We start from the raw sequence: 18,027 nt of genomic DNA on the forward strand, positions 1-18,027 counted from the left end.
AGCAAGTCGGGGTTTCAATAGCGTAATTTCGTTATATAGTGGGCATCAAGATGAAGCGATAAATCCCATCGCTCCTTTATAATGTTGACAGGTAACTTGCTATGAACTCACCTTTTCTGGTTACAGCACAATGGCTGGCAGAACATGCTAATGATGCCGATATCGTTATTCTGGATGCCAGAATGTCACCGCCGGGATTGATACCTAAAAGAGACATTCAGGCTGAGTTCGAGCAAGGGCATATCCCGGGAGCCGTTTACTTTGATATTGATGAAATTGCAGACCACAGTACTGAATTGCCACATATGCTGCCATCGCCACAGGAATTCAGTGAGAGGGTTGGTCAATTAGGGGTAAGTGAGCAACATACTTTAGTGATTTATGACGACGGTAACCTGTTTTCCGCACCACGCGTTTGGTGGACGTTCCGTACTTTTGGTGCCAAAAATGTGCGTATATTGGCCGGTGGTATCAACGGATGGCGGCAAGCGGGTTATGCATTAGAAAGCGGCCAGGCAAAATCAACCCCGCAAGTGTTCAATGTGGCTTTCAATAGTGCTGCGGTCAAAAACGTTGATGAGGTTGTCGCCGTACTGGGAAATAGTGAAGTACAAATTATAGATGCTCGGCCAGCCAACAGATTTAAAGCCCAAGAGCCTGAGCCTCGGCCTGGTCTGCGCCTTGGCCGTATCCCCGGCAGTATTAATGTCCCGTGGGGGAACATGGTAGAAAATGGTAATTTGAAATCGCCACAAGCACTGGCACGTATTTTTGCCGCTCAAGGCGTGGATTTAACCAAGCCCATTATTACCAGCTGTGGTTCTGGCGTAACAGCCGCAGTGGTAGCTTTGGGGCTGGCGGCATTAAACGCACCATCAGTATCACTCTATGATGGTTCTTGGGCGCAATGGGGGGCATTGGATTCACTGCCCATCGAGGATACCCGCCTCCCATAAGAGCCTGTCAGATAGCAACCAGGCCACGGACACCGTCTAACTCCATATCAGTGCCGTGGCCACGCTGGATAATTTTGCCACGGGACATCACTAAATAGTTATCCGCCAGCTCTGCGGCAAAATCATAAAACTGCTCAACCAACAAGATAGCCATATCCCCTTGAACAGCCAGTTTTTTGATAACTATACCTATCTCTTTGATAACCGAAGGTTGAATTCCCTCAGTTGGCTCATCCAAAATGAGCAAACGAGGCTGGCAAGCCAATGCGCGCCCAATCGCCAACTGCTGCTGCTGCCCACCAGATAGATCCCCACCACGGCGATGTTTCATTTCTTGTAACACTGGGAATAACTGATAAATACTTTCAGGTACTAACTTGCTCTGGGCGCCGGGAAAACGAGAAAGCCCCAATAGAATGTTCTCCTCAACCGTTAATCTGGGGAAAATTTCTCTACCTTGTGGCACATAAGCAATGCCTCCTTTCACCCGTTGGTGTGGTGACTGATGGCTAATATTTTTACCTTCCCATGTAATGCTACCGTTTTTGACCGGCACCAGTCCCATCAAGCATTTGAGTAATGTCGTTTTACCAACGCCATTACGGCCCAATAAGCAAGTAACCTCACCTATCGCAGCCTCGAATGACAAACCACGCAAGATATGGCTGCCACCGTAATATTGATCAAGTTCATTCACTTGCAGCATATATTGACCTTAAATATCCAGTTAACTGTTAGTCACCAAAACCCGATCACATGATATGGCAGGAGAAACAACACCGATCAGCCGCTATGAATCAAGGCGCAATCCCCCGAAGTTTGGTCAACCCAAATGAGGGGGGAAGCAACACCGAGTCAGAACGGCTCAGCGCCCCAAATATACCTCGATCACTTGCTCGTTGGCCTGCACCTCTGCCAATGACCCCTCGGCCAACACCTGGCCCTGATGCAACACCGTGACATGATCAGCAATAGACTCGACGAACCCCATATCGTGCTCCACGACCATCAGTGAATGCTTCCCGGCTAATTGATTAAACAACTCGGCGGTATAGGCGGTCTCGGCATCGGTCATCCCAGCGGCGGGCTCATCCAACAGTAGCAAATGCGGGTCTTGCACCAATAACATCCCAATTTCAAGAAACTGCTTTTGACCATGAGATAACAAGCCTGCCTGCCGCTGTCGCATCTCACTAAGGCGCAACATAGTAAGGGTTTCATCAATTTGATCCCGCTGCTCACTGTTCAACTTGGCGCGCAGACTGGCCCAGACCGTTTTGGTGCTTTTTTGTGCCAACTCAAGATTTTCAAACACACTTAGCGCTTCAAATACCGTCGGTTTCTGGAATTTCCGGCCAATCCCTGCTTGAGCAATCTCTATCGTATTCATCATTGAGAGATCATGGTGTTGGTCATAGGTCATCTTACCGGCCTGGGGACGTGTTTTACCGGTTATCACATCCATCAGCGTGGTTTTACCCGCACCATTCGGGCCAATAATGCAACGCAGCTCGCCAACACCTATTTGCAATGAGAGATCACGCAAAGCATGAAAGCCATCAAAACTAACATTAATATTTTCGAGGGTTAACACCGGATCCCGTTGCTGGCGATGCTTGTCGGCCGCATGCTCTAACGCACCGGGTTCCTGAGCAATTATCTCGGGATAAATCAGTTGTTCCGTAATTTGAAACCGGCTCATTTGTCTTTCCCCCGCCGCAGTAACCCGATAACACCCTTAGGTAAGAACAACGTAACCAAAATAAATATCAATCCGAGGAAGAACTGCCAATATTCTGGCATTGCCATGGTGAACCAGCTTTTTGCGCCATTGACAATGCCAGCCCCTAATACCGGGCCAATTAATGTCCCGCGCCCCCCAAGTGCTACCCAGATAGCAGCTTCAATAGAGTTGGTTGGCGACATTTCACTTGGATTGATGATACCAACCTGAGGTACATACAACGCTCCCGCCAGAGCACAGAGTACGGCTGATAATGTCCAGACAAACAGCTTGAAACCTTTCGGATCATAGCCACAAAATGTCAGGCGATTTTCAGCATCACGCACGGCGGTCAACACTCGCCCAAACTTGGTGCGGGCCAATGCAAAGCCCAATACCAAACTGGCGATTAACAAAGCGAGTGAGGCCAGAAACAGGGCAATACGGGTAGAGGTTGCCGATACCGGGAAGCCCAGCATAGTGGTAAATCCGGTGAAACCGTTGTTACCGCCAAAGCCCGTTTCGTTACGGAAAAACAGTAACATCCCCGCGTAAGTCAGCGCCTGCGTCATGATAGAGAAATAGACGCCCTTTATTTTGGAACGAAAGGCGAAATATCCAAAAATAAAAGCCAGTAAACCGGGAACCAAGACGATCAGGCACAATGCCCAAATAAAATATTGGCTACCACTCCAAAACCACGGCAACTCAGACCAGGATAGAAAAGACATGAATGCAGGCAGGCCATCACCAGCCGCCTGACGCATCAGATACATGCCCATGGCATAACCACCAAGTGCGAAAAATAGGCCATGGCCAAGAGACAGTAAACCGGCATATCCCCATACCAGATCAAGTGCGATAGCCACTACTGCATAGCATAGAATCTTACCGATAAGCGTTAAGGTATAGGTTGATATTGCGAGGGGATTATCAGCCGGCAGCAGTGCTAAAAAAGGCAAAATAATCAGTGCAGTAACAACTACAGCCCCCAATGATAAGCTGATAACAGGTGCTTTTTGCGTCAAGGTTATAGCTAAAGGTTGATTCATTAATCACTCACCCTGCCCTTGAGGGCAAACAGACCCTGCGGCCGTTTTTGAATAAATAATATGATTAGCACTAAAATCAAAATCTTACCTAATACTGCGCCAATCTGCGGTTCCAAAATTTTATTCAGCATGCCTAACCCCAGTGCTGCAACAACACTGCCAGCCAGTTGTCCGACACCACCAAGCACAACAACCAGGAAGGAATCGATGATGTAGCCCTGCCCTAATTCCGGACCAACATTTCCCAGTTGTGACAGGGCAACCCCTCCTAATCCGGCAATACCCGAACCCAGGCCAAAAGCCAGCATATCAACCCTGCCGGTTGCCACCCCACAGCAAGCAGCCATGGCGCGATTTTGCGTCACTGCCCGTACCTGTAGACCGAGGCGGGTTTTATTTAGCAACAGCCAAGTGAGTAACAGAACAATGATCACAAAGGCGATAACGGCGATACGATTCCATGGCAAAACCAGATTTGGCAAAATCTGTACCCCGCCAGACAGCCACGCAGGGTTAGCGACTTCCAAGTTTTGCGCGCCAAAAATCATACGCACGCTCTGAATCAGCATTAGACTAATTCCCCAGGTTGCCAACAGCGTTTCCAGCGGGCGGCCATAAAGATGCCGAATTACCGTTCGTTCCAAAGCCATGCCGATTCCAGCCGTAATAAAGAACGCGACCGGCAAGGCGACCAACGGATAGAGGGCTAGCCAATGCGGAGCTAATTGCTGAAACAGTGATTGCACCAAGTAAGCTGAATAGGCTCCCAACATCAGCATTTCACCATGGGCCATATTGATAACACCCAATAGGCCGTAAGTGATGGCTAACCCAAGAGCTGCTAGCAACAAGATAGAGCCTAGTGATAACCCGCTGAATACTTGCCCAATAATATCCCCGACCATCAACCGATTTTGTACCTGTTTCAAACTACTGGCTGCCGCGGCACGCACTTGTGCATCAGGCTCGGTTTTAGCATCGGTTAAGCTTTGCAAACGAGATTGGGTTTGTGGCGAACCTGATTGTCCGAGCAATTGCACAGCATTCAGGCGCACCAAAGGGTTACTATCGGTCAGTTGTAAATTAGCCAAAGCAATACTTAGCGCCTCTTTGACTTTACTGTCTGTTTCCAATTTAAGACGCTGATTAAGTAACGGTAATTGATCACTTTGCGCTTGCTGCTGTAACTCTAGTGCCGCTTGCAAGCGCACTGATTCGTCTTCACTTGCCAGCCGTTGAGCCGTCAGTGCATTAGCAATCAGAATACGTAAGCGGTTATTGAGCCAGATTTTCTTTGGTGTACCGACAGGTTGTAACTGCCCTTCCAGCGGGGTGAAACTCTGATTATGCTGGATGAATGCCTGCCCTGTGCTATCGACCACCAACGTTTCTTGTTTCAGTGCCTGCAATAAGGGTAATCGGCTAGCATCCGGTTCGGTCGCCCATTGCTGCAACATAGCGGCTTGCTGTGAACGATTAGCCACAGCAAAATCATGGGCTGGCCCTGCTGTTGCCAAGGCTGAAAAGCTCAGTAACAGGCCTATCAGCGGCCTGAGCAAAAAATTGACTGCTCTACTCCAAACAGGAATTAACAATTTCATAGGCCCGCTCATCACTGATATATGGCAAAAAAGATCCAGAGCCCGCAAAATCTGGCCCTGGAGAGTCATCGCTACTGAATGCTTTTCACTGGATGATCCGGTTTCTTGTCATTTCCGGCGATGAACGGGCTCCATGGCTGAGCACGAATTGGCGCATCGGTTTGCCATACCACGTTGAATTGTCCGTTAGCCTCAATTTCGCCAATCATCACCGGTTTGTGCAGATGGTGATTAGTTTTATCCATTGTCAGCGTAAATCCTGATGGTGCTGGATAGGTTTGTCCGGCCATCGCAGCACGAACCTTATCCACATCGGTTGATTTGGCTTTTTCTACTGCCTGGGCCCACATGTGCATACCTACCCAAGTAGCTTCCATCGGATCATTGGTGACAGCAGTATCTGCATTCGGCAACTTATGCGCTTTGGCATAGGCTTTCCATTGTTCAACAAACGTCTTGTTCGTCGGATTATCCACCGATTGGAAGTAGTTCCAGGCCGCCAGATTCCCCACTAGTGGTTTGGTATCAATGCCACGTAGTTCCTCTTCACCCACAGAGAACGCAATGACAGGCACATCAGTCGCTTTGATACCTTGGTTGGCCAATTCTTTGTAGAAGGGAACATTTGAATCGCCGTTGATGGTGGAAATAACGGCGGTTTTGCCATCGGCAGAGAATTTCTTAATATTACCCACAATAGTTTGGTAATCGCTGTAACCAAACGGGGTATAAATCTCTTCGATATCTTTATCCTGAATACCTTTGGTATGCAGGAAGGCACGTAGGATTTTGTTGGTAGTGCGCGGGTAGACATAATCCGTCCCTAACAAAATAAAGCGTTTGGCACCACCCCCATCTTCACTTAATAAGTATTCCACAGCAGGGATAGCCTGTTGGTTTGGTGCCGCACCGGTGTAGAAGACGTTGGGCGACATCTCCTCCCCCTCATACTGTACCGGATAGAACAGTAGACCATTTAACTCTTCAAATACCGGTAAGACAGACTTACGTGAAACCGACGTCCAGGCACCAAATACGACGGCGACTTTATCTTGTGTTAATAATTGCCGCGCTTTCTCGGCAAAGAGTGGCCAGTTAGAGGCCGGATCGACAATAACCGGCTCCAGTTGTTTACCCAATACACCACCATGAGCATTGATATCATCAATACTCATCAAAGCCATATCTTTCAATGGTGTTTCAGAGATAGCCATCGTGCCGGACAACGAGTGCAAGATACCCACTTTGATGGTGTCGGCAGCCAGCGTGCCAAAAGCCACACCCATACTGATAACTGAAGCTGAAAGAGCAAAAACCTTAATCAAGTTACGATGTTGCATAGCGTTAACCTCTGGTCGTTGAGTAAAACACACAAGATCGGATTACTCTGCGCAATCGCCATGCCAGTTTTATATCTTAATAATTTAATTGAAGATTATAGATAACGTTACCAAATAACCGGATAAACGGCCTAATTGTCTGCACCAATAATGCACAACGCACGGGCACAGATAGTGCAACAATGAGAGGAAGTATGTGGGCAGGTAATTAAAAAACAGAATGGTGTTAATTCAGAGATTGGTGAGAAGAGTGTAGCTTAATTTTAACGAAAAACAGGAGTGCCAAATTGCCACTCCTGTTTTGTTATTAATAATCTATATCAGATAGTTATATCGATATGATCAATCTTACTTTTTAGGGCCACGTATACGTAGCGTCAAACCTTTCAGAAAATAACGCAAAGCCTGATCACCACATGGGCGGAAGTTTTTGCTGCCCTCTTTGCGGAACAGTGCATTTAGCTCAGGTTTAGATACTGGGAATTCAACCGCATTAAAAACATCGTGCATATCGGTATCTTTCAACTCAAATGCCACACGTAGTTTTTTCAATACAATATTGTTGGTAATGACTGGCTCTACCGCTGGGGCCGGGAACTTGTCATCTTTACCACGTCTAAAGAAGATCAAACCATTAAGGAAATGTGCCATTACCAGATCAGGGCAATCTTGATAACCGGCCTCATCTTCTTTTTTAAGAAAATTAACGACATCCGCATTGTTCACTTCAAAATCAGCCAGCTTAATGATTTCTGCTATCTTGATATCGTTTACGTTAAGCATGTAGCGAACACTACGGAGCACATCGTTGTTCATCATATTACTGCCCTATTCCTATTATTTAGAGTAGACGTGGGCGAATATCGCAAGAAAAACAAAAGGCTTCTTTCACGTCTAGCGGGCAGTATTGTATAGATTTACGTTGATTTTCTCAATGCAAATCTGATTAATGAGAAAAGTATGCATTCCGGTAGAATACATAAAACTCAATAATAATGAAATTTGAAGGGCTAAGATAAATTAATATTCCCTTCATCTTTCTACTTTATTAAAGATCAGCTATTCATCTTACTGTTATAGCTGGATTGATAAAGGGCGATATCCTCACCGGAAATGTATTTTCTACGTAATGTGGCAGATATTTTATCCATAATCATAACTACCACAACCATTATTAAGGTAATAAACATCACAACATCCCAGTTCCATAGACGCATATTCTCGGCATAAACCAAGCCAATACCTCCCGCCCCCACAAAACCTAATACTGCGGCAGAACGCGTATTTGACTCAATTTGATAAAGGCTTAGCGCTAACAGTGTTGGGAAGGACTGAGTAAAAATACCAAAACGGTGTTTTTGCAAAGCATTAGCCCCCATGGCGGTCAAGCCGCGATTAGGCGATTTATCAACAGCTTCATGCCCTTCAGCATAGAGTTTACCCAACAACCCTATATCTTGCATAATAATAGCTAACACCCCGGCAAGCGGCCCCATACCAACGGCACGAACAAAAATCAGTCCCCAAATTGCCATATCAATGCCACGAAAAACATCCAAAAAGCGCCGAATTATAAAGGAAATAATACGTAATCCCGGTGTCGACATTACGTTGCGTGCGGCTAAAAATGATAGCGGCAAAGCCAGCACCGTCGCGGTTAAAGTCCCTGCGAATACAATTGCCAAGGTAATAAATATCTGACTGAAATAGTATTTAAATGGCCAATTAATGAAATCATGCCAAACAAACATACGCAAAAAATAGCGGCTTATTTGCTGGCTTCCATTAGCAAATGTCTGCCAAGGGATACCAAAGACTTTAAAGAAAAATAGATAATATAAAAAAATACCGACAGTAATGGCGGTAACTAACCTGATATACCGTTTTTGCTGTAAGAAAAATTGCGGATATTGCTGTTTTAAAGTCAATATCTGTGACGGTGTTAAATGATGAGCCAACATTATGAAGCTCCTTCCACAACGTGCTGACGTAATTTACCCGAGGTATAATCCAACAGCGATACCACAATAATAATCAGCAGCAATGTCATGCTCACCTGATCATAACGGTCCAATTTTATTGACGTCATCAGTTCCTGCCCAATCCCACCAGCACCAACCAGTCCTAGAATGGTCGATTGGCGGAAATTAATCTCCAGACGCATAAAGCTATAAGAGAGAAATATCGGTTTTACCTGTGGCCACAGCGCAAAACGCATTCGTTGTAATTTACCCGCACCACAGGCCGCCAGCCCACGCACCGGTTTATCAGATACCGTTTCAAGCGATTCATAAAACAACTTAGTCAAACTGCCAATCGTATGTAATGCCAGTGCCAGAAAACCGGGAATTGCCCCGATACCAAAAGCCATAACAAACATCACTGCCCATGCCAATTCCGGCATGGTGCGTAAAAATGCCACAAAAGTTCGAATAGATAACCGTAACCAAGGCGGGCTTTGAGTATTATTCGCAGCCAGGAAGGCCAGGATAACCGCAACCACCACGGATAAAATAGTGGCTGCCACCGCCAATTGCAGCGTTTCCCAAATCAGCGGTAACTGTATAGGTAACCGATAACCCCAATAAGCCAGAGACCCCTCCGTGTGACCATCGGCAAATAAATTGTGCCAATAGAGTACCGGTATCGTTTCGGCTAGATAATCAAAAAAATGTGGGATGGAAATAAGAACAGTATGTAAATTAAACTCAGCAATACTTCCAGCACCCAGATAAATAATTGCCAGCGTTAATGACCAAATCAACGTTTCACGTTTTTGTTTACCGCGAATCTGCTGGTAGTAGTGGTTAAAATCAGTATTCAAAATAAGCTACCACCTAAAAGCAATAGCTCCGGCAAGCCAGAGCTATTTCGTTTTATCCGCCGGACCGAATTAACGATCACCTTTGGTTAATTCACGCTTCATATCAATGATAGTTTGATACTCGCTGAGGGATGTTTCACCAATATGCTGTTTGCCACCCATCGCTTTAATGAAACAACCGTGATCCTCTTTATCCAGTTTTTTAACCGCAGCGACTAATTGCGCTTTAAATTCAGACGGTAATGCACTGCGGACAAGAATCGGGCCGTTGGGGATCAGTGGCGACTGCCAGATGATACGGATCTGTTTCATTAAATCCGGGTGATCCATACGAATCATGCGCGTAAATGCACCACTGGTATAACCGGTGTTATAGTCACCGATCATGGAAGCCCAGGTGACAGCACCGGCGAATTGCCCGTTAATGACACCCAGAATATCTTGTTCATGACCACCAGAGAATGTCACGCTAGAGAAGAAGTCGTTATATTTATTATCCGGTGTTCCACCAAATTTCTGTTTAAAACTTTGATTAGGGATTAAAAAACCAGAGGTTGAATCTGGGTCAGCAAAACCGAACGCTTTACCTTTCAAATCTTCAATTTTCTGATAAGGGCTATCCGCTTTCACCACAACCACAGAGTGATAACCGCGTGATTTGTCAGTATCATCGATAGCAATACCTACAATATCAACGGCTTTAGGATCTTTAATATAAACAGAGGCAAAAGAGGAAGGAGACATACTTAATACCAAGTCAATCTTCCCACCTAATAGGCCTTGTATTACGCCAGAATAGTCTGATGCATTATGCAAGTTTGTTTTTACATTTAACTCTTTATCTAAAAACTCTTTGACACACATATTATCGCCAATTTGTTGTGTCGCATTCTGCCCACCAAGAATACCCAGATTAATTTCTTTTGGTGCATCCGCTGCTGTAGCATTAAATACCATAAAACTTGCCACTAATGAGGTAAGACAAAGTACTTTTTTCATTAAAATAACCTATTCTGATAAAGGGATAAGTGGGGATTAATGCAAAAGTTCAGTGGATTCATCGCTGTAAATATCTTGAATAATAGAATCATTTAACAGTGAAGGATGCCCATCAAAGACAATCCGCCCGTGGGCAATACCAATCACTCGGGTGCAATAGTCTTTCACCAAATCAACAGAGTGTAAGTTCACAATTACAGCAATATCGTTTTCACTTATTTTCTGTAATGTATTCATAATGCGGGTTGTGTTTTTTGGATCTAAAGAAGCGACAGGTTCATCAGCCAATAATATTTTGGGGTTTTGCATCATGGCGCGGCAAATGGCCACCCGTTGCATTTGGCCGCCAGAGAGATTCTCTGCACGCTGCAACGCATGGGGTAACATATTAAGCCATTGTAATAACTCAATTGCTCTAGCCCGATCTTCATCAGCAAATATTTTGAAAAATGATTTAAACGTGGAGGTGTAACTCAGGCGGCCTAACAAAACATTAGTAATAACATCAAGACGGGGGACCAAACAGAAATCTTGGAAGATCATGCCGCATTTTGCGCGCCATTTACGCATCTGCTTGGTTGTTAGTGCTGCAATATTTTGCGTATCGCCATTGTCATGGTAATTAATAATTTCACCCGCACTGCTGGGAATAGTGCCATTTAAAACATGTAACAATGTTGATTTTCCGGCACCGGAGCGGCCAATAATTGCAACAAACTCACCTGCATGGAGTTCAAAATTAATATCATCCAGCACACGGTGTTGTGATTGGTACGCTTTAACTAATCCCTTAACGGCAAGTACCTTCTTACGCGGTTCTTGCACCGCAGCCGGATAGTCAGCCACAGTGAATTTACGTAATGCCTGGCCCATAACATGTCTCTCAGATTGCCTGTCGTCATGAGCTATTAACGGATAATTCTATTGCATCTTGATGAAAGTTTTATGAGAGAAAGGTGACAAAAAATAGCCACCTTTCTTATACTTTACTCAATTACAGGATATTGATGAGTATCTAACTTCTTAATTTACGGTAGACGAACAGCACAACCAGTGAACCGATAACCGCCACGACAAAGCTGCCAAAATTAAACCCATCAACTTTGCCCATACCAAAGAAGACACTAATATAGCCCCCCACCAGGGCACCGACCACGCCAAGGATTACGGTCATAATAAAGCCACCGCCATCCTCTCCGGGCATAATCCATTTAGCCAAAACACCGGCGATAAGACCAAAAATAATCCAAGATAGTATGCCCATAAACACCTCCATAAAATTAATATTTGCTGATAACTGATTTGACTACCCACTGTTGTTGATCCGCCTTTCAGCTTTGCGTTCAATCTTAAACATAGGTCTCAGGTAAACATAACGGGCTTAACCTGACAGTCTTAAAACAGCTAACATCATTAAGTTAAGACCCGATTAACAAAATCTGCAAATCAGACCAGCCAAGTTAAATATAAATCAAATAACCGGCTGTCGCGGGGTGAAAACATGATTAATTCCCTGCTGTTGTAGCTTTTTCAATAAATCATATCCACCATTTGGCACACTATGCGCAAACTCTCGTTCGCTTGTAAACACAGGGCTGACCCAATACATATTAACCGGATCACCTTGTTGAAGAGGTAGAGTAAGATTGTCTGCATCAGCATATAACGCTGATGATAAAATATAGCCTTCATAACCCTTAGGGGCGACAGCCGACTCCAGTGTATGCCCTTCGCCAAGCCAGGTTATTTTACTCCAGGGAACGTGGGCAAATCCTGCCAGCGCACTGGCCATGTGAATAGCGTTGTCTTCGTTGACATATTGGCTATCAATTGCAATCGCCATCTCCAAGCGCCGGTATTTAGCTGCATCATCATTAAATAATATTTCAACCCATGGCTGAGGACGAATACTGACCCCCACGGTCAGAAAGTAATATATTCCCTCTTTCTCATGTTGGGAGATGGCCATTGGCGGCCACGTCCCCTGATCGATGGCATAATATTTTACCGATGGACCGAAGTGCTGCTCATAATATTGAATATATTCAGCTTGTAATGCAGGCCACGGATTTCCCTCTTCCTGTTGCCAGGCCCGCCAAAATTGACGAGTATGTTGCGCATTGGCATATTGTGTATTGGTTGAAGCTGACCCCAGAGGTAATGTCAGTGGATTATCTTTAATACAACTGGCGGAATAGCAAATTGAGTGATCAATATAGAGGCTCCAGCCAGGAATAATTGCCAACAGTTGTCCCTGATACCACAATGCCGCACCGTCGTCACTTTCAGACCAGACTATCGTAATATACTGCGCATCCAGCTCCGCCTCGCCCGCCACATTACGGCAGAACTCTGCGGCTAATCGTGGGGCCAACCCTTGTTCAAGGGCGGTATTATCAGCCGATGGTGGCGCAGCAACCAGATTTCTCACCCAGCAGGCACGCACGGGAAAACGCTCTTCAAATGCCTCCTGCGGATAAATATAGAAGTAAACTACCCGATTATCCTGTTGCACCACAGCAACCAATGTCTGGTTTTCATTACTGACTTCGGCCAGTACCTCAGATTCTTTCATATCGCCTCAACTGTATCGGCAAAGGGTTTCAGGCGAAACATACTGTATTGCCTGCTGTAAAATAAGCCTATTAGCGGAACACAGATAATCTCATGCTAATAACTTTAATACTGATAGTGTAAAGCATGGCATAGTGTAAAACGTCTTATCCCTTTAAATCATCAGCAAAAGTCTCAAAAATACGCCGAATGCGATTATTATTTGAATCTTATTTTTTATAATCGATTCAATATGATCCTATAGTGACCGATCGTAATTATAGACTGTCACCTCAATACCTATAACCAATAGTTGATAGTCTACAGCCTGAATTCACGCTAAAATAAAACCATTATTTCTCGCAGAATTGAGGGTTCACATGGCATATATACCGAAGAATTACACCCGGCTGGAAAGTGGCTATCGGGAGAAAGCACTGAAAATTTTTCCGTGGGTTTGCGGTAAATGTTCACGAGAGTTTGTTTATTCCAATCTGCGAGAGCTGACGGTTCACCATATTGACCATGATCATAGCAATAACCCAGAAGATGGCAGCAATTGGGAGATGTTATGCCTTTTTTGCCATGATCATGAACACTCTAAATACACCGAAGCAGACCAATATGGGTCGACTGTGATTGCCGGGGATGATGCCCAGAATGATCAGGGTGTTGCTACCCATAATCCATTCGCCAACCTAAAGTCTTTGATGAAGAAATAACGCTGTCTGGCCGTGGTATGCAACACGGCCGACATGACATCACCATCGGACTAAAAACCTAATAGCTGCCGGTAAGATTGAGTTTCTTGTTGTTGTGGCAATAGCCCTAATTTATCGGCTAACTGTTGGCATTCGACTTTAAGGCTATCCAGGGCCGTAGCATCATCAGTCATGATGGCTATTTCGGCAAAGTCGCCAAGACTCGCCAAGCTATCAACTGTGACATGAAACTTCCCAATAAAGTAGATACTCCGTATTTTTTCCAGCATAAATGCTGGCTGATAGCCTAACGTCGCCAGCATGCTTTGAACCTTGGTTATATCCTCAATATTGCTGGCCTCACAGCGTTCAGTTCCCGGCCCTTTTACTATCCATAAACGAATACCTGACGGGTTCATCTCACGTAAAACCATACTGACCTGTTTAGCCGCTAAATCACCGCCGTTGGCTTCCAGATAGATATCTTTTTCATGATTATTGAGGGTAAATGGCAATGCTTGATGTAATGCTAGTTGTTCATGTAATTGGCTGATGTTCGATACATGGAACTTTAACTCAACTTCATATTTACCAACAAAATGCTCACTCATAAATGCCTTACTAATCAGTGTAATCATTAAACTCGATCCTATACCTCATCACGTAATGATCAAAATACTTATCAATATCCCAATGACTCAACCTAGCCTTGATACGCTGAATAATTTTCTGATAAATCATTAATGTTAGTAATGTTTAAACGGCGGGAATGATGAAGGTTGAAGACAATTTAAGCACTAATAACGAGAGCTAGCTCACAAAGCAAACGATTCATCAGGAAACCCTTTCCTCCCTCATGTTTACTTCATGGCATCCGAAGAGCGGTTTGCTATCAGCCGATACGTGGATGAATGCTAACAAAAGTCAATGCCATTACAGGGAGCGGCACCAATGAATCAATCCAATGATGAAAAAAGGCAAACCTTGCTGAACCAGTTGCAGCAGATTGTGGGTGCGCGCTACTTGCTAACCGGCGAACGGCAGACAGAGCGTTATCGTACGGGTTTCCGCTCAGGAACAGGATCTGCTCTTGCGGTAGTGTTTCCTTCAACGTTATTACAGCAATGGCAGTTGCTACAAGCCTGTGTGGCCGCCGATACCATTGTTATCATGCAGGCAGCGAACACCGGGCTGACAGAAGGCTCAACCCCCAGTGGTAATGATTATGATCGACCCATTGTTATATTAAATACTTTGCGCCTCAATCAAATCCAGCTATTAAATGATGGAAAGCAGGTTATTGGTTTTCCTGGCAGTACGCTGAATCAATTGGAAAAACGTCTGAAACCTTATGATCGTGAACCCCATTCGGTCATTGGGTCCTCTTGCATCGGTGCCTCGGTGGTGGGGGGCATTTGTAATAACTCAGGGGGGTCATTGGTTCAAAGAGGCCCTGCCTACACCGAAATGGCACTGTACGCACAGATTGATGCTCAGGGTGAGTTACAGTTAATCAATCATTTAGGGATTAATTTAGGCAATACGCCAGAAGAGATTTTGCAACGGCTGGAACGGGGTAAATATCGTGCCAGCGATATTGCACAAGGTACACAACAAACCTCCGACCACGAATATGCTACGCGAGTAAGAGATATTGATGCGCCAACCCCTTCACGTTTCAATGCCGATCCAAGACGATTATTTGAAGCCTCGGGATGTGCCGGTAAATTGGCCGTATTTGCAGTACGGCTTGACACTTTTCCCAGTGAAAAACAACAGCAAGTCTTTTATATCGGCACCAATCAGACTCAGGTATTGACTGAATTACGCCGTGCAATTTTACGTGACTTTAAACATTTGCCCGTCGCTGGTGAATATATGCATCGCGATATTTTTGATATTGCTGAAGTGTACGGCAAAGATACCTTTGTCATGATAAATAGCATGGGTACCAATAATATGCCTCGTTTCTTTACCCTAAAGGGCAAAATTGATGCGCGGCTTAGCAAAGTTCCTTTTTTAATCGACCATTTAACTGATCGAATAATGCAAGGCTTCAGCCAGGTACTGCCCAACCATTTACCTAAACGCCTCAAAACATATCGGAGTAAATATGAGCATCATTTGATGCTTAAAATGTCAGGTGCAGGTATTCCTGAAGCACAGCAGTTTTTGAAGGACTTTTTTGCGACGGCGGAAGGTAACTTCATTACCTGTACCGCTGATGAAGGCAAAAAAGCCTTTTTACACCGCTTTGCCGCAGCAGGTGCTGCTGTGCGCTATCACGCTGTTCACGCTGATAAAGTGGAGGATATTCTGGCTCTGGATATTGCGCTACCGCGCAATGAAGAACAATGGTTTGAGACCCTCCCGGCAGAAATAGACCAATGCCTGGTCGCCAAACTCTATTACGGCCATTTCTTGTGCCATGTCTTCCATCAGGACTATATTGTGAAAAAAGGTGTTGATACTCAGGCATTAAAACAAAAAATGCTGGCACTGCTGAATGACAAAGGGGCGGAATATCCGGCTGAGCACAATGTGGGGCATCTCTATATAGCCAAACCAGCCTTAAAGGATTTTTACCAACAGATAGACCCAACCAACAGCTTTAATCCTGGGATTGGTAAAACCTCAAAACGTAAATCCTGGCAGAAAGAATAATATCACCCCGATACTGGGCTCCATATCAAGTCGAATTAGGCATTATCTGAATTCAAGTCCTCTATCTCCTGAATTCTGCCAAACAAACTATAGTCATAGTCTAGAGCCAACGAGGTTGGTGCGGCTAACAAATGTTAGTCGGTATTAATGCTAAGTCTGGGAGACAGAATGAAAATAATACTGTGGATTATCGCCATTATTTTTATTGTCGGGTTGTTGACGATTACTGGTGTGTTTAAATTGATTTTCTAATGATTATCAGAGAGATGTAAATATCCGCCAATTGCTTTAAGCAGAATTTGCAGCCCGTCTGCAAATTCTGCTATCTACTGACTGTGTTCTCTACCTATTCCGACACCTGAGCTAAACGCCCTTGCCCATCTTTTTGCTGACGATAGCTTTTGGCAGCCCCAGGGATCGGCGCGGCTTTACCGGTTTCCATCCAACTGCGTAGGCGGTTTGCATCGGCAAAATGCGTATATTTACCAAAGGCATCTAACACCACAAGAGCTACAGGACGATTGCCAATGACGGTCCGCATTGCCAAACAGTGCCCAGCTTGATTCGTAAAGCCGGTTTTAGTGAGCTGAATATTCCATTTATCGTTATAAACTAAATGGTTAGTGTTACGAAATGGCAGCGTATAATCAGGGTCACGGAAAGTTGCCATTTTCTCAGTGGTAGTGCTTAGTTGCCCAATCAGCGGGTATTGTTTGGTCGCCACCAGCAACTTGGTCAAATCATGCGCGGTCGAGACATTATCAATCGACAGACCTGTTGGCTCAACATAACGTGTTTTGGTCATTCCCAAAGATTTCGCTTTCGCATTCATTGCGTTAATAAATGCGTTATAGCCTCCGGGATAGTGATGCGCCAGACTCGCCGCAGCGCGGTTTTCCGATGACATTAATGCTAATAGCAGCATATCTTTGCGACTGATTTCACTGTTTACCCTAACCCGAGAAAATACCCCTTTCATTTCTTTAGTTTGATGAATATCTACTGAGATAATCTCATCCAGTGGCAATTTGGCATCCAACACCACCATTGCGGTCATCAGTTTGGTGATTGACGCAATGGGTACCACTTCATCAGCATTGTTAGCGTAAATCACTTTATTTGTTTGTAAATCAACCACCATCGCGCTGCCGGATGCCAGTTCCAAGGGCGTTTTCCCTTTAATTTCAGCCGTCCCACCACTGGCAGAGGCTAAAGGAACAACACTGATACCGGTAGATAAAAGCAAAAAACTTAATAGTGCAAAACGGATTTTCACATGCATATTCGTCAGCTTAGATAGGTTGTCGGGAGTGATTGTGGTTGGTTTGGCGCATTATAAATTACAGTAATGCACGGCGCACCACACATTCTTCAAATGATTGTTACAAAGATTAAAGCTGCCTAATTGCTACTCACCGGTAAACACTTTTCAAAGAAAGGAACAAAGACTTATTGTGAGCATTATTTTGAAAGATAGTGATTGTTTATAAAATAAGCAAGCAGCCATCGTGGCTCAATTTAGGTCAGGATAATTCAATTTTGCTAAATTACGCGGGATGTGACGTTAATTGGCGGAAAGATTAGCGCTATAAATCTAAACAGATTATCAATAAT

The 18,027-nt window shown here is 44.7% G+C and carries 18 protein-coding genes; 4 read left to right on the plus strand and 14 right to left on the minus strand.

From position 1 onward, the window contains the following. Positions 1 to 101: 101 nt before the first annotated feature. Positions 102 to 956 (plus strand): 3-mercaptopyruvate sulfurtransferase, encoded by an 855-nt coding sequence (gene sseA, locus V1953_RS14325; RefSeq protein WP_442851075.1) that lies wholly within the window; start codon positions 102 to 104, stop codon positions 954 to 956. A 7-nt stretch (positions 957 to 963) separates the two neighbouring features. Here the strand turns inward: sseA and urtE are convergent, their stop codons facing one another. From urtE to V1953_RS14385, 12 genes are all read right to left on the minus strand, one after another. Continuing rightward, positions 964 to 1,662 (minus strand): urea ABC transporter ATP-binding subunit UrtE, encoded by a 699-nt coding sequence (urtE, locus tag V1953_RS14330; RefSeq protein WP_083159478.1) that lies wholly within the window; start codon positions 1,660 to 1,662, stop codon positions 964 to 966. Between the two features lie 159 nt (positions 1,663 to 1,821). Beyond that, complete coding sequence (urtD, locus tag V1953_RS14335) at positions 1,822 to 2,658, minus strand: urea ABC transporter ATP-binding protein UrtD (RefSeq protein ID WP_372568883.1); 837 nt, start codon at positions 2,656 to 2,658, stop codon at positions 1,822 to 1,824. Continuing rightward, positions 2,655 to 3,731 (minus strand): urea ABC transporter permease subunit UrtC, encoded by a 1,077-nt coding sequence (gene urtC / locus V1953_RS14340; RefSeq protein WP_083159484.1) that lies wholly within the window; start codon positions 3,729 to 3,731, stop codon positions 2,655 to 2,657. The genes urtD and urtC overlap by 4 nt, the downstream gene beginning before the upstream one ends. After that, positions 3,731 to 5,332 carry an urea ABC transporter permease subunit UrtB gene (gene urtB / locus V1953_RS14345; protein ID WP_442821098.1) on the minus strand — a complete coding sequence of 534 codons (1,602 nt, stop codon included), beginning with the start codon at positions 5,330 to 5,332 and terminating at the stop codon, positions 3,731 to 3,733. The genes urtC and urtB overlap by 1 nt, the downstream gene beginning before the upstream one ends. 71 nt (positions 5,333 to 5,403) lie before the next feature. Next, entirely contained in the window at positions 5,404 to 6,672 is a 1,269-nt protein-coding gene (urtA, locus tag V1953_RS14350; protein ID WP_442851076.1) for an urea ABC transporter substrate-binding protein, read from the minus strand. A gap of 348 nt (positions 6,673 to 7,020) precedes the next feature. After that, positions 7,021 to 7,491 (minus strand): DUF1456 family protein, encoded by a 471-nt coding sequence (locus V1953_RS14355; protein WP_083159488.1) that lies wholly within the window; start codon positions 7,489 to 7,491, stop codon positions 7,021 to 7,023. A gap of 236 nt (positions 7,492 to 7,727) precedes the next feature. After that, positions 7,728 to 8,633, minus strand: coding sequence for a phosphonate ABC transporter, permease protein PhnE (gene phnE, locus V1953_RS14360; RefSeq protein WP_083159490.1), 906 nt, complete (start codon positions 8,631 to 8,633; stop codon positions 7,728 to 7,730). Beyond that, complete coding sequence (gene phnE / locus V1953_RS14365; protein WP_193784694.1) at positions 8,633 to 9,496, minus strand: phosphonate ABC transporter, permease protein PhnE; 864 nt, start codon at positions 9,494 to 9,496, stop codon at positions 8,633 to 8,635. The genes phnE (V1953_RS14360) and phnE (V1953_RS14365) overlap by 1 nt, the downstream gene beginning before the upstream one ends. A gap of 69 nt (positions 9,497 to 9,565) precedes the next feature. Then, positions 9,566 to 10,495 carry a phosphonate ABC transporter substrate-binding protein gene (gene phnD, locus V1953_RS14370; protein WP_442821100.1) on the minus strand — a complete coding sequence of 310 codons (930 nt, stop codon included), beginning with the start codon at positions 10,493 to 10,495 and terminating at the stop codon, positions 9,566 to 9,568. A gap of 36 nt (positions 10,496 to 10,531) precedes the next feature. Beyond that, positions 10,532 to 11,368 carry a phosphonate ABC transporter ATP-binding protein gene (phnC, locus tag V1953_RS14375; protein WP_083159494.1) on the minus strand — a complete coding sequence of 279 codons (837 nt, stop codon included), beginning with the start codon at positions 11,366 to 11,368 and terminating at the stop codon, positions 10,532 to 10,534. Between the two features lie 142 nt (positions 11,369 to 11,510). Continuing rightward, positions 11,511 to 11,759: a GlsB/YeaQ/YmgE family stress response membrane protein gene (locus V1953_RS14380; protein ID WP_083159496.1), complete on the minus strand. Its 249-nt coding sequence runs from the start codon at positions 11,757 to 11,759 to the stop codon at positions 11,511 to 11,513. A gap of 207 nt (positions 11,760 to 11,966) precedes the next feature. Next, positions 11,967 to 13,070, minus strand: coding sequence for a suppressor of fused domain protein (locus tag V1953_RS14385; RefSeq protein WP_083159498.1), 1,104 nt, complete (start codon positions 13,068 to 13,070; stop codon positions 11,967 to 11,969). 358 nt (positions 13,071 to 13,428) lie between these two features. On the opposite strand from V1953_RS14385, the gene yajD reads away from it, so the two are divergent. Further along, positions 13,429 to 13,770, plus strand: a complete 342-nt coding sequence (gene yajD / locus V1953_RS14390) for an HNH nuclease YajD (RefSeq protein WP_005189583.1) — start codon at positions 13,429 to 13,431, stop codon at positions 13,768 to 13,770. 50 nt (positions 13,771 to 13,820) lie between these two features. On the opposite strand, the gene V1953_RS14395 is transcribed toward yajD, so the two are convergent. Further along, positions 13,821 to 14,360, minus strand: a complete 540-nt coding sequence (locus V1953_RS14395) for a class IV adenylate cyclase (protein WP_442851331.1) — start codon at positions 14,358 to 14,360, stop codon at positions 13,821 to 13,823. A gap of 340 nt (positions 14,361 to 14,700) precedes the next feature. Here V1953_RS14395 and dld point away from each other — a divergent pair, with 340 nt between their 5' ends. Both dld and V1953_RS14405 read left to right on the plus strand, forming a co-directional pair. Beyond that, the gene (gene dld / locus V1953_RS14400) at positions 14,701 to 16,413 is read left to right on the plus strand and encodes a D-lactate dehydrogenase (protein ID WP_372568880.1); all 1,713 of its coding nucleotides are present in this window, start codon (positions 14,701 to 14,703) and stop codon (positions 16,411 to 16,413) included. 168 nt (positions 16,414 to 16,581) lie between these two features. Further along, positions 16,582 to 16,665 (plus strand): membrane protein, encoded by an 84-nt coding sequence (locus tag V1953_RS14405; RefSeq protein ID WP_017346848.1) that lies wholly within the window; start codon positions 16,582 to 16,584, stop codon positions 16,663 to 16,665. Between the two features lie 94 nt (positions 16,666 to 16,759). Here the strand turns inward: V1953_RS14405 and pbpG are convergent, their stop codons facing one another. Next, the gene (pbpG, locus tag V1953_RS14410; RefSeq protein ID WP_083159502.1) at positions 16,760 to 17,695 is read right to left on the minus strand and encodes a D-alanyl-D-alanine endopeptidase; all 936 of its coding nucleotides are present in this window, start codon (positions 17,693 to 17,695) and stop codon (positions 16,760 to 16,762) included. Positions 17,696 to 18,027 lie beyond the last annotated feature (332 nt).

This window comes from Yersinia sp. 2541 StPb PI (assembly GCF_052217145.1).
In the GTDB taxonomy this organism is placed as follows: Bacteria; Pseudomonadota; Gammaproteobacteria; order Enterobacterales; family Enterobacteriaceae; genus Yersinia; species Yersinia enterocolitica_E.

Excerpts from the sequence above, each read along its gene's own strand:
- sseA (WP_442851075.1), top strand. The coding sequence starts at position 102 with ATGAACTCACCTTTTCTGGTTACAGCACAATGGCTGGCAGAACATGCT.
- urtE (WP_083159478.1), bottom strand. The coding sequence starts at position 1,662 with ATGCTGCAAGTGAATGAACTTGATCAATATTACGGTGGCAGCCATATC.
- urtD (WP_372568883.1), bottom strand. The coding sequence starts at position 2,658 with ATGAGCCGGTTTCAAATTACGGAACAACTGATTTATCCCGAGATAATT.
- urtC (WP_083159484.1), bottom strand. The coding sequence starts at position 3,731 with ATGAATCAACCTTTAGCTATAACCTTGACGCAAAAAGCACCTGTTATC.
- urtB (WP_442821098.1), bottom strand. The coding sequence starts at position 5,332 with ATGAAATTGTTAATTCCTGTTTGGAGTAGAGCAGTCAATTTTTTGCTC.
- urtA (WP_442851076.1), bottom strand. The coding sequence starts at position 6,672 with ATGCAACATCGTAACTTGATTAAGGTTTTTGCTCTTTCAGCTTCAGTT.
- V1953_RS14355 (WP_083159488.1), bottom strand. The coding sequence starts at position 7,491 with ATGATGAACAACGATGTGCTCCGTAGTGTTCGCTACATGCTTAACGTA.
- phnE (WP_083159490.1), bottom strand. The coding sequence starts at position 8,633 with ATGTTGGCTCATCATTTAACACCGTCACAGATATTGACTTTAAAACAG.
- phnD (WP_442821100.1), bottom strand. The coding sequence starts at position 10,495 with ATGAAAAAAGTACTTTGTCTTACCTCATTAGTGGCAAGTTTTATGGTA.
- phnC (WP_083159494.1), bottom strand. The coding sequence starts at position 11,368 with ATGGGCCAGGCATTACGTAAATTCACTGTGGCTGACTATCCGGCTGCG.
- V1953_RS14380 (WP_083159496.1), bottom strand. The coding sequence starts at position 11,759 with ATGGGCATACTATCTTGGATTATTTTTGGTCTTATCGCCGGTGTTTTG.
- V1953_RS14385 (WP_083159498.1), bottom strand. The coding sequence starts at position 13,070 with ATGAAAGAATCTGAGGTACTGGCCGAAGTCAGTAATGAAAACCAGACA.
- yajD (WP_005189583.1), top strand. The coding sequence starts at position 13,429 with ATGGCATATATACCGAAGAATTACACCCGGCTGGAAAGTGGCTATCGG.
- V1953_RS14395 (WP_442851331.1), bottom strand. The coding sequence starts at position 14,360 with ATGAGTGAGCATTTTGTTGGTAAATATGAAGTTGAGTTAAAGTTCCAT.
- dld (WP_372568880.1), top strand. The coding sequence starts at position 14,701 with ATGAATCAATCCAATGATGAAAAAAGGCAAACCTTGCTGAACCAGTTG.
- V1953_RS14405 (WP_017346848.1), top strand. The coding sequence starts at position 16,582 with ATGAAAATAATACTGTGGATTATCGCCATTATTTTTATTGTCGGGTTG.
- pbpG (WP_083159502.1), bottom strand. The coding sequence starts at position 17,695 with ATGCATGTGAAAATCCGTTTTGCACTATTAAGTTTTTTGCTTTTATCT.